At 38.4% G+C, this 12,253-nt stretch carries 8 protein-coding genes and 1 riboswitch; of the genes, 3 read left to right on the plus strand and 5 right to left on the minus strand.

The genetic code is table 11. From position 1 onward, the window contains the following. Together BN358_RS00010 and BN358_RS00015 are read left to right on the plus strand one after the other, a co-directional pair. Positions 1–586, plus strand: a 586-nt coding sequence (locus BN358_RS00010; RefSeq protein WP_040581775.1) for a glycogen/starch/alpha-glucan phosphorylase, incomplete at its 5' end; no start/stop codon positions are given. A 34-nt stretch (positions 587–620) separates the two neighbouring features. Beyond that, positions 621–2,408, plus strand: coding sequence for a glycoside hydrolase family 13 protein (locus BN358_RS00015; RefSeq protein WP_019227274.1), 1,788 nt, complete (start codon positions 621–623; stop codon positions 2,406–2,408). 103 nt (positions 2,409–2,511) lie between these two features. Here BN358_RS00015 and BN358_RS00020 read toward each other — a convergent pair whose 3' ends face one another. Together BN358_RS00020 and BN358_RS00025 are read right to left on the minus strand one after the other, a co-directional pair. After that, positions 2,512–4,623 (minus strand): FAD-dependent oxidoreductase, encoded by a 2,112-nt coding sequence (locus BN358_RS00020; RefSeq protein ID WP_019227275.1) that lies wholly within the window; start codon positions 4,621–4,623, stop codon positions 2,512–2,514. A gap of 251 nt (positions 4,624–4,874) precedes the next feature. Continuing rightward, positions 4,875–5,588 (minus strand): response regulator transcription factor, encoded by a 714-nt coding sequence (locus BN358_RS00025; RefSeq protein ID WP_019227276.1) that lies wholly within the window; start codon positions 5,586–5,588, stop codon positions 4,875–4,877. 150 nt (positions 5,589–5,738) lie between these two features. Between BN358_RS00025 and BN358_RS00030 the strand changes: the two genes are divergently transcribed. After that, positions 5,739–7,556: a cell wall metabolism sensor histidine kinase WalK gene (locus tag BN358_RS00030; protein ID WP_019227277.1), complete on the plus strand. Its 1,818-nt coding sequence runs from the start codon at positions 5,739–5,741 to the stop codon at positions 7,554–7,556. Between the two features lie 14 nt (positions 7,557–7,570). On the opposite strand, the gene malQ is transcribed toward BN358_RS00030, so the two are convergent. The 3 genes from malQ to metK all read right to left on the minus strand — a co-directional run bounded on the left by malQ (position 7,571) and on the right by metK (position 11,952). Next, the gene (gene malQ, locus BN358_RS00035; RefSeq protein WP_019227278.1) at positions 7,571–9,079 is read right to left on the minus strand and encodes a 4-alpha-glucanotransferase; all 1,509 of its coding nucleotides are present in this window, start codon (positions 9,077–9,079) and stop codon (positions 7,571–7,573) included. Positions 9,080–9,136: 57 nt separating this feature from the next. Beyond that, positions 9,137–10,498: an MATE family efflux transporter gene (locus BN358_RS00040; RefSeq protein WP_019227279.1), complete on the minus strand. Its 1,362-nt coding sequence runs from the start codon at positions 10,496–10,498 to the stop codon at positions 9,137–9,139. Between the two features lie 275 nt (positions 10,499–10,773). After that, positions 10,774–11,952 (minus strand): methionine adenosyltransferase, encoded by a 1,179-nt coding sequence (gene metK / locus BN358_RS00045; protein WP_019227280.1) that lies wholly within the window; start codon positions 11,950–11,952, stop codon positions 10,774–10,776. Between the two features lie 73 nt (positions 11,953–12,025). Then, positions 12,026–12,120, minus strand: a riboswitch (SAM riboswitch). Between the last annotated feature and the right edge of the window lie 133 nt (positions 12,121–12,253).

A 12,253-nucleotide genomic window follows, 5' to 3' on the forward strand; every position in this document is an offset into this window, starting at 1 on the left:
CATCAATGTTGTTTTCATAGAAAATTATTCTGTGAGCCTTGCTGAGCTCATAATCCCTGCAGGTGAAATAAGTGAGCAGATATCCCTGGCAGGCAAGGAAGCAAGCGGAACAGGAAACATGAAGTTCATGATCAACGGTGCTCTTACAATCGGAACATACGACGGTGCCAATGTTGAAATAATTAGTGAAGTTGGAGAGGAAAACTTCTTTCTTTTCGGTCTTCGTGACCACGAGGTGGAAAGCATCTGGAACCATGGCTATTCTTCCATACAGTATTATCAGAAAAACCTGAAGCTTCGAAAAATAATAGATTTTTTAAATAAAGGCATAAACGGAAAATCCTTTGAGTCCATTTCCAAATATCTCTTAGGAGGATCTGCTGTGGGAGATCCATACATGTGTTTTGCTGATTTTGACTCCTACATGGAAATTCACAGGAAAGCATCGCACCTTTACTACAGCGATAAAATGAAATGGAATCAAATGTCCCTAATGAACATTGGATCAGCAGGAATATTTTCCTCAGACAGGACAGTCAGGGAATATACCGAGAAAATATGGGGATTGACTCCTGTTAACAAATAATAAGTAATCTAACAACATTTATAAAGGATAATATATGTTTATATTTGACAGTCAGTCTGAATTTTTCAGATTTCCTCAAGGAGGGATCAAGACAGGTGATGAAATTTCGCTTAAGATTTATGTGAAGCGAAATTTCCCTATGCATCCAGAAGTTCTAATAGAAAAAAGGCTGGATTATGCGGTTGAAACGCACAAAATAATTTCCATGGAATGGGCAGGTGCTAAAAATTGCCATGATTTGTACCGTGCTGTCTTCACTGTGGAAGAGGCAGGAAATTATTATTACTCATTTGTCACGGGGGAAAACAAATCAAATTCTTACCAGCTGCTTGTATATGATGATTTCGCAACTCCTGACTGGATTAAGGGTGGAATAATATATCATATTTTTGTGGATAGGTTTTATAAAGACATGGCCCTCATGAAAAATGATGACATAGACGTAAGAAATGACTGGGGAGGAACTCCCCGGTACTTGCCTGATGAAAAAGGAGAAATAAAAAACAATGACTTTTTCGGCGGAAATCTTGATGGTATAAAGAAAAAACTCCCTTACCTTAAGGACCTTGGTGTGACGGCTATTTATGTTTCTCCTGTCTTTGAAGCCCATTCAAACCACAAGTACGACACAGGAGATTATCTAAACATTGATCCCATGTTTGGAAATGAAGAATCCCTAAAAAAACTTTGCGCAGAAGCTTCCATATTGGGAATTAACGTCATTCTTGACGGGGTATTCAGCCACACAGGCTCAGACAGCATTTACTTCAACAAAATGGGACGTTACAAATTCATTGGTGCATACCAGAGCAAATCATCTCCTTACTACGGCTGGTACATGTTCAACAGCTGGAATGAAGATTACGTGTGCTGGTGGAATATCAAGACGCTTCCTGCAGTAAACAAGGAAAACAACCATTACATTGACTTCATCACAGGAGAAAATGGAGTTTTAAATCACTGGCAAGACTGCGGGATAAAGGGTTGGCGCCTTGACGTGGCAGACGAACTTCCCGACAGTTTTTTAGAAAGTTTAAGAAAATGTGTTAAGGAAAAAGACAAAAATGCCTACATAGTGGGAGAAGTTTGGGAAGATGCATCAGACAAATTTTCCTATGGACATCTGAAGCAGTATTTCCTGGGAAAACAACTTGATTCTGTAACGAACTATCCATTGAGAAATGCCATTATAGACTTCATCCAAACAAAAGATTGCAGTGAAATTTACCAGACAATGAACATAATTATTGAAAAGTATCCTCCTCAGTCTGTACACTGCCTCATGAATATTTTAGGAACACACGACACAGCAAGAATCCTCACGGTCATTGGCAGCAGCTCTGTTCCAGAAAGCAAGACAGAAATGGCAGAAGCTACACTTACAGCCAATGAACTGACAGAGGGAATAAAGCTCCTTAAAATTGCAACACTGCTGCAGATGACACTGCCAGGCATTCCGTGCATTTATTACGGAGACGAAGTAGGAATGCAGGGGTGGACAGATCCCTTCAACAGAAGATGCTATCCCTGGGGGGAAGAAAACAAAGAAATATTAAGTCATTACAAATTCATTGGAAAATTAAGAAAAAGCTCATCTGTTTTTGCTCAGGGAAAGTACAGATGCCTTGTTCATGATAAAGGAATGTATGTATTTGAAAGGTTTAATGATGAAACACGCTTAATAATTGCAATTAATATTTCATCCAACACTGTGACTTTAAATTTAAAAGAAAACATGGAGGAATACGGCACGAAGGAAACAAGGAGCAGTTTTAACATTAAAAGCAATGAATACCTGATTTTAAGAACTATAAATTATTAAACATAAAGTTTCAGCACACCGGCATTTTAATCCTTAAAAAAACTGCCTAAGCAAATTAATTGCTGAGGCAGTTTTTTGTGATTTAATTTATCGGGAGTTTTCGTTAATTTCCGCTTGCAGCGTTTAATCCTGCAATACGTCCGAATGTGAATATATCAGCTATGGCATTTCCTCCAAGTCTGTTTCCTCCATGGATTCCTCCGGTAACTTCTCCGGCTGCCCATAACCCAGGAATAATTTTTCCATCTTTATCTATAACATGAGTTTCTGTATCTATGACAACACCGCCCATTGTGTGATGAAGTGAAGCTTTTCTTGGGCTTATGCAAATTCCCACCTCATCATGAGATTCAATATAATCAAGATCAATTGCTCCAGATAATACTTCTTTGCCAAATTCATCATCTTTTTGAGCTGCTACGTAACTGTTGTATTTTTCAATAGTTTCACGAAGCTGTTCTTCTGTAAATGCAGGTGCTACGCCTGCTGCCGGTGATTTTGTGGCTTCTGCCAATTCGGCAAGATTTTTTCCATACCAAATGTGTCCGCCTTCAACCATGGCTGCAATACGTTCATCATATTCAGTACCCTTTATAAGTTCATTTGGATTTCCAACATTTCCTCTGCCTGCATAAACTATATAGAAAATTTTATCTTTAAGTGCCAATGAAGCTTTTGCAAGAACATCACGCTCTGCATATTCATTTACAAATCTCTTACCATTTCCGTCAATCCAAATCTGTTCTGCTGCATCTGCCCAGATACCGTCAGTCATGGTTCCTTTAACAGGTGATGAAGAAGGCATCATCTGTGCAACTTCCATTCCTGTTAAATCAGCACCGATTGCCTGTGCCATTACTATACCATCGCCTTCATTAGTTCCCAGGTTAGTTGATAAAGTTCTGTCTGAAAGGTCATCACCCCAATATTTGTCATACTGCTTAACCATTGCAGGATTTGCGCAGTATCCACCTGTTGCAAGAACTACACCTTTTGTTGTATTTACTGTAATCTGAGTACCGTCTGCCTGTTCAGCCTTTGCACCGATTACCTTGCCTGATGCATCTGTTAAAAGTTCAGTACCGCTGGTTTCTGTATATATAGCAACACCCTTTTCCTTAGCAACCTTTACAAGCTGTGGAATACGATCAGCTCCAGACATGAAACTGTGTGTTCTAGGCCACATAGCTCCGAGAACAGTTCCAGTACCAGGAGCTTTGCCATATTGAGCTGTCTTGCCATATGAAGAATTAAGACCAACACTTCCCATCCATACAAAAGAATCAAGTGCACTTTCGGCTAATTCTCTTGCAAGATCAACTTTTGGAGCTATCCAATTTCCATCAGATAATTGTCTGAGTCCTCCAGTATAAATATGCCACATATGCAATGCAACAGAGTCAAATCCTGGCATGTCGACTCCTGCTTCTTTACCTGCATTTGCTGCATAAAATGCATTGATATCAGCTTTCAGTTCTGTCAAAACTTCTTTCCACTCAGGATACACATCAAACTTAAGCTTTGAATCAGCAGGATCAAGTTTCAGATAACCATCTAATGTGGCTTTTTGTGCCTTAGACAATATCATTACACTTTGAGCTTCTGTGTCAACAGCATTGTAAGCTGCCCCTGCCATCATTGTATTTCCGCCAAGTACAGAACCTTTTTCAATAAGGATAACTTTGGCTCCTTGTTCTGCGGCGCTTATAGCTGCAGTGAGACCAGCTCCTCCTCCTCCCATTACAAGAACATCAGTATCCCATGTCTGTGGATCTTTTGGTGCTGCTGCAACCTTGTTTGCCTTTAAAGCCTCTACATCAAGTCCTGCTGCTTTTGCTGCATCAGCAACTGCATTTATAATACCAAAACTGGACAAAGTCGCACCTGTTACAGTGTCTACAGACAAGCTTTGATTTTCGATTATCTGTTTCGGTATGCGCTCAAATGCTACTACTGAAACATTTGGAGTTTCCTTGTTTTCTTTAAATTCAATGTCTGTAATTTTACTGTCTTTAACAGTAATGCTTACAGTTATTGGTCCCTGCATACCTCCGGCAGTACCCTCAAAACTGCCATTAATCAGTTCTGCTGGTTTTTCTTCATTAACTGGTGCTTCTGTTTGCTTGGCACAGCCAACAACAGAAACTATCATGCAAATGCATAAAAACATAGAAATAAATTTTTTTGTCTTTCCACTAAAGCCTTTTACTTTCATATATATCTTCCTCCCTTAATTTTGATCTTCAGCAATGCCAAAATCATTTGTGTAAATAATAACATGTTTTTCAATTAAAGGTGGTTAAACAGTTATTAATAATTATTGCTGCATTTAATATATTTTTCACAATCAGGTTCCCTCTGACTATTTTATTTTTATTTTTAATAAAAAAATCACTTGAAACTCGTTAAAAAAGTTTCAAGTGATTAAGAAACGTTAATATTTATAAAAAATAAATTAACAGTGCCTTAATTAGTCTGGCTAAGTTTTATTGGTTTTCCGGATAAATCAAAGTAATATCCTTTGCCCCACTCCATTTTTAAAAACCTCGGGTTTTCGGGATCGTCTTCAATTTTTTCACGAATGTTATGTATATGGACTATTACAGTCCTAGTATCGCCATAACTCTTTTCACCCCAGATTTTAAGATAAATTTCCTTTGGAGTGAAGTATTTGCCCTTATTTTGCATTAAAAAGGAGAGAATTTTGAACTCCGTACCAGACAGCTTTTTTTCGCCTTCCGCCTTTACAACTACATGACGTCTTGCATCCAGAGTAAATCCCTGACATTCCAAAATGTTCTGAGTTGGCTGCATATTCTTGTTGTAACGTCGAAGATTTGCCTGGATTCGGGCTTCCAGCACCTTGTTGTCAAAGGGCTTTACTAAAAAATCATCCCCTCCTTGTTCCAAGGCACGAACAATTGTATCGCTGCTGTCAAGGCATGATATAAATATTATGGGGCAGTCATGCCACTCTCTCAAGCGTGCGCAAAGGTCCACTCCGTCAACATCAGGCAATAGTATATCAAGCAATATGACATCAAAGTTATCTCTTGCATTTGCAAAAGCCTCTCCGCCGGTTTTGGCCCATACAATCTGATATGTTTCTGCTTGTTCCAAATAGTAAAAAATTACCTTTGCTACCAGGGCATCATCCTCAATCAAAAGAACACGTGTCACAAAATTCACCTCTTTGTTTAAATAATTACAAATATGTTGTCTTAAAAATAATATATCTTAAGCAGCTTATAATTGCAACACCTCTTTTAAATATGGCTTGACAGTAATTATGTTAATAGTATAACATTTAATCATAAAGAAGAGGTTAAAATGAAAAGAAACTATATAAAGACTGTTGCTGTATTCCTTTTTATGATTATAATAACATTTTCACTTTGTGTCATAATTAATGACAGTTTTAGCACGCTTAAAAGTGGACAAGTATTTTCACCTGCCAACGAAAATACTATGTATTCATTGTCAGGTTACAGATGGGATTCAATAACAAGAAAATACTATTTTGATATTGTTGTTGAAGATATTAATCAACCATTATCACTGATATACGGGTTTATTCCTGAAGACATATATGCAAACGGAAAAGTCGTAGCACATTCCGCTAATTTTAACTTGTCAAATTTTTCAAGTGTTACAATTGATTCAAGCTTGTACAACAAGGAAACAAACACTTTAAATTTGGAATTTGACAGCAAGGAGAACCCTTACAATCAGTCTGTGTACATCACCACAGCAAATGGTGCTGCCCATGCGCTTTCTACCTACTACATGACATTTGCATTCAATCTTGGAATGACATTTTTAATGTCACTTTATGGATGGTCTCTTTATTTTAATAAACGAACCGAAAAATATTTATTATGGTTCTCCATATATACAGGAGCACTTACTCTATGGAGCCTCGGTTCACTGGCTTTGGGAGCAGGTTGGGATTTTATTAAGCCCTTGGTTTCTCATGCATATGGCTGGTGTGCACTACTTGACATAATCATTAGCTGCAAGATGTTCAATACAAAACTTCCAGGCCACTTTGACCGGTTGTTAAGCCGAAGTGGCGTCATTTTTCTGCTTCTTGCCTGGGCGGTGGTTGAAACATTCTTACCCAAGACATTCAGAGATTATTATTTCCTATTCTTTTTTTCAATTGCAGCACTTATATATGCCTGCGCACAACACCGAAAAGGTGCGTATATGCTTCTTGCGGGGCAAACAATAAGTCTTGGCATGCGGCTTGTGATAACCGTTTCTCCTGTTATGAAGAACCAAATCAGTTATCTCCTAAGAGTTATGAGATATTCGAAGTTGTTTAATCTTCCCTTTGCAGTATGCTGTATGTTGTTGATAAACAGTTTGTTTGCTGAAAAGTTTTCCGAATCTGAAGCACTTGCAGAAAAATTGGAGCAGACAAATCAAGAACTGGAAACAAAGGTACTGGAGCGAACCAGCGCCTTGAAAAATCAGCAGAGACAAAAAAACACATTTATGATGAATGTGTTTCATGATTTGCGAACTCCACTTTTTGTTTTAAGGGGATGTACGGAAAGGATCAAATCATTCCCTCATCAACTTCCTCATGAGCTTCCAGTAATGGAAGAAAGACTTGACTTTACACAACACCTGGTGGATGATTTGTTTTTAATGGCAAAGCTTGAAGACAGACAGGTTATCCTTGAAACAGAGCGTGTTCCATTGGGCAGCTTAGTCTCCAAGGTTACAAAAGCATGTCTTGTTGTGAGTGAAAAAAAAGATGTTGCTCTTAAATATATCATTATTGATGACTGTATAACCTGGGGCGATGAGTTCAGGCTTGAACAGGCATTTCAAAACCTTATTACAAATGCCATATATTATACAAGACCTGGTGGTTCTGTATGTGTTGAACTTAAATCCCTTGACAATATGGCATTCATATCAGTAACTGATACGGGCGTTGGTATTTTACCTGAAGACCTGGATAAAATATTTGACCGTTACTATCGCGTAAGCGGAAAAGATAAACATCAGTCATCAGGACTTGGTTTAGCCATAGCTCAGGAAATCATTCAGCAGCACAATGGTAAAATAGCAGTAAAAAGTAATATTGGAAAAGGAACAGTATTTACATTGCAGCTTCCAGTTATCCCGCAATAACAGCCTGCACCTTATTATGTGATGCAGGCTGTTTCATATCTTACGGTTTTTACAGCTATTGTTTTTATTTTTTCGGCAAGATCATCTGTAAGCAATTCTTTTTTTACTCTCCAAGTCCAGTTGTTTCCCAACGTTGATGGAGTGTTCATCCTTGCTTCTGATCCAAGGCAAAGAAAATCCTGCAGAGGCACAATACAGAGATTTGCCATGCTTTGACTAAGAATATCTATTATTTCATATATAAGCGTATTTGTGTCTGTAAATTCATCTCCATTAATTCCAAGACTCTTTATCACATAATCCTTTGAGCTTTCATCAAGCTTTTCAAACCATCCCTTCAATGTGTCATTGTCGTGGGTGCCTGTATAGGCTACACAATTTTTTTCGTAGTTTTCAGGAAGGTATGGATTCAATGGATTTTTGTCAAAGGCAAACTGGAGAACCTTCATGCCCGGAAATAATGTGTGCTCCTTAAGCTTAATAACACTTTCTGTGATTATTCCAAGGTCCTCGGCAATAATATTTATATTTCCAAACTGTTCAATTAAAACTTTGAACAGCTCTTTTCCATCTGCTTTCATCCATTTTCCGTTTACAGCATCTATAGACCCCCAAGGAACTGCGTAAAATTCATCAAATCCCCTGAAATGGTCAATTCTCACTGCATCATACAGCTTTAAGGAAAACTTTATTCTATCAATCCACCAGCTGTAATTTGTTTTCCTTAAATTTTCCCAGTTGTAGACAGGATTTCCCCAAAGCTGTCCCTTGGCAGAAAAACTGTCTGGAGGAACTCCGGCAGCCAAAATCGGTATGAAATTTTCATCAAGCATGAAATTGTGAGGATTGCACCATACGTCTGCGCTGTCCATTGCTGCGTAAATAGGAATATCACCTATTATGGAAATCCCCTTTTCCGAAGCATATCTTTTCAAAAGAAAATACTGGTCGTAAAAAATAAGCTGAAGGAATATCCAGTATTCAATTTCCTCCCAAAACGCAGTCTTTGCACCTTCAATTTTTTCTATCTTCCGGCCGGCCAAATCCCTGTCCCATTCATACCATGGAAGCTGATTATTTTTGTATTTAAGGAACATAAACAAACCATAGTCTTCTGCCCATTTGTTCTTCCTTTTAAAATTGCGGATTTTATCCCTGTAGGCTGTCTTTGTGTTCTCATATATCATTCTTAATACATCATATCTTTTGTTAAACTGCTTTTCATAGTCTACATGTTCAATGTCTTGAGATGCTAAATCCCTTAAGTCATCTTCCTCAACAAACCCTTCCTTTATGAATACTTCAAGATCTATGAGGCATGGGTTTCCTGCAAAGGATGAAAATGATGAATATGGCGAATCACCATAGGAAACAGGTCCCAGGGGCAGAACCTGCCAGTATTTCTGTCCCGATTTTTCAAGAAAATCAATGAAATTATATGCTTCTCTTCCCAGCGTTCCAATGCCGTATTTTGAAGGCAGACTGCTTATGGGAAGAAGTGTTCCCAAACTTCTTTTAAACATGTTTTTCTCCCTTATGCTTCATACAAGTTCGCATATAAAGTTTCTACAAATGCAATGTTATGCAGGATTTTCTTCTTTTAAACTCTTCCATACGGTTAAAAGCATTGTGCCGAAGCAGGCAAAGCCTCCTACTACCTCAGAAACAGGTTCGGACAAAAATACACCCGATATTCCCAGGTTCCATAATCTCGGAAGTATTATTACCATAGGCAAAACAAGCACAACCTTCCTGAATATTGAAAAGAATATGGCGAATTTTGACTTGCCTAGGGCAACGAACACTGACTGTCCTGCAGACTGAAGGGCCATGGTAAAAAAGCATGCGAAGAACAATCTCAGCATTGGAATTCCTGCGGTTAAAACTTCAGCATCGCTGTTGAATATTTTGATGAAAAACCCGGGGAAAAACTGAATCAACCCCCATATAAACGTGTTGTACAGCACTGCTGAAATGGCTGTAAACTTTATGCAACTTTTCACCCTGTCATATTTTCCTGCGCCGTAGTTGTAGCCCATAACAGGCTGTGCGCCGCTTGCAAGACCCATTACCGGCATTGAAAATATTTCCCGCACTGAATTTATGACTGTCATTATACCAACATACAGGTCTCCTCCGTATACCTGAAGAGTGGCATTGCTGGCTATTTGTATTATAGAGTTTGTAATCTGCATTACAAATCCTGATGTTCCAAGACCAATGATTCTTTTTATTCTTTCTTTCTTAAGATGAAGGCTGTTTTTCTTGAGCCTTAAAATTGCTGTGTAACCTGTAAGAAACTTAAGCACCCACACTGCTGACAACAATTGAGATATTATGGTGGCAAGTGCTGCTCCTTTCACTCCCATGTCCAGGGCAAATATAAATATGGGGTCAAGCACTATGTTTGCAACAGCACCCATGATTACAGTCATCATTGCAACTCTGCCGAATCCCTGTGAATTGATGAAATTGTTCATTCCCAAACTTATCATCACAAAAATATTTCCCAGCAGATAAATCGTTATGTATTCATCAGCATATGCATATGTTGCATTACTTGCTCCAAACATATAAAGTACCGGCTTTTTTATTATAAGTCCTACTACAGTGAGAATAATGCCGCTTGCTGCAAGCATAGCAAAAGAATTTCCCATAATCTTTTCTGCTTCATCTATGTTGCCCCGGCCTCTTTCTATTGAACAAAGAGGTGCCCCTCCCATTCCAAAAAGATTAGCAAATGCCATTACAATTGATATTATTGGAAGACTTACTCCAACACCGGTAAGTGCCGTAAAGGCATCTCCCGGCATCCTGCTTATGTAGATGCGGTCTACTATATTGTAAAGAACATTGACAAGCTGCGCCAAAATCATTGGGATTGCCATGTCCATAATATGTTTTGCAACACTTCCTTTTGAAAAATCATTAACTGTTTCCATTACTACCTCTTCTCTATTAATGTAATTAGCTTTGTCCAGTATCTCTAGAATTTTACTTCCAAACATACTTTCATGTCAAGAGCATAAAAAAACAGAGTCATATTCTCAGTTGATGACAAAGTAACTTTTGACGTTGTCATTCCTAAGGCGACACGTAAGAATCTCATGTTTCAATAAAGATGAGATCCTTCACTATCGTTCAGGATGACAGCGTCTGAGTTTGTCAATGGTCTGAGAGTTATACTCTGCTTTTTTGTATATTACCCTAAGGTTTATTATAAATATTTTTTCAATGCTTCAACCTTGTCTGTTTTTTCCCAAGGAAGATCCAGGTCGTTTCTTCCGAAGTGGCCATATGCTGCAACCTGCTGATAAATAGGTCTTCTCAGCTTGAAGTTTTCAATGATTGCTGCTGGTCTTAAGTCAAAGTTTTCTGCAACTGCCTGTTCAATTTTTTCATCGGCAATTTTGTTTGTTCCGAAAGTTTCAACCATTATTGAAACCGGCTTAGCAACTCCTATGGCATAAGCAAGCTCAACTTCGCACTTCTCTGCAAGTCCTGCTGCAACAATGTTCTTTGCAATGTGTCTTGCTGCATATGCTGCTGAACGGTCAACCTTTGTTGGATCTTTTCCGGAGAATGCTCCGCCGCCGTGTCTTGAGTATCCGCCATATGTGTCAACTATAATTTTTCTTCCAGTGAGTCCTGAGTCTCCCTGAGGTCCTCCAATAACGAATCTACCTGTTGGATTTACAAAATATTTTGTATTTTCATCAAGAAGTTCTGCAGGAACAGTTGTCTTGATAACATGTTCCATAAGGTCTTTTTGAATTGTTTCTCTGTCAGCTTCAGGATTGTGCTGAGTTGAAATAACTATGGTGTCAACTCTTACAGGCTTATTGTCGTGATATTCGATTGTTACCTGAGTTTTTCCGTCAGGTCTTAAGTATGGAACAGTCTTGTTCTTTCTCACTTCAGACAGCTTCAGTGAAAGTTTGTGTGCCAGTGATATTGGCATAGGCATAAGTTCAGGAGTTTCATTGCATGCAAATCCAAACATCATACCCTGGTCTCCGGCGCCTATCATGTCATTTGTGTCAACATGAGCCTTCTTGTATTCGTCAGCTTCATTAACGCCCATTGCTATGTCTTGTGACTGTTCTTCTATTGATGTAAATACGGCGCATGTCTTGTAGTCGAATCCGTATTCTGCGTTGTCATATCCTATGTTTTGCACTGTCTGTCTAACTATCTTTGGAATGTCAATGTAGCAGTTTGTGCTTATTTCTCCTGCCACTAGCACGAAACCTGTTTTAGTAACTGTTTCACAGGCAACTCTTCCATTAGGATCTTGTTCCATAATTGCATCTAAGATGCCATCTGAAATCTGGTCGCACATTTTATCTGGGTGACCTTCTGTAACTGATTCAGATGTAAATAACCATTTCTTCATCTTTTATTCCTTTCTTATATGAATTACATACATAAAAAAACTCTTCCAAAGAAGAGGTCGCAGTCCTGGTATAACCTCATCTATCGGAAATCCGCGGGATTTGGCACCTTGAATAATCAGGCTGCCGGGTTTCATAGGGCCTCGTCCCTCCACCACTCTTGATAAGGAGTTTGTTCAATAATAGCATATAGTTTTTTTAATGTCAACAATATTATTGTAAAATTTTTCTCTTGAAAAATCATTTAAATTACAATATTATATTGTTTCTACTACTTGAAATTTTAATAATCTGCTATTCTTA

The organism is Sedimentibacter sp. B4 (assembly GCF_000309315.1).
GTDB lineage: Bacteria > Bacillota > Clostridia > Tissierellales > Sedimentibacteraceae > Sedimentibacter > Sedimentibacter saalensis.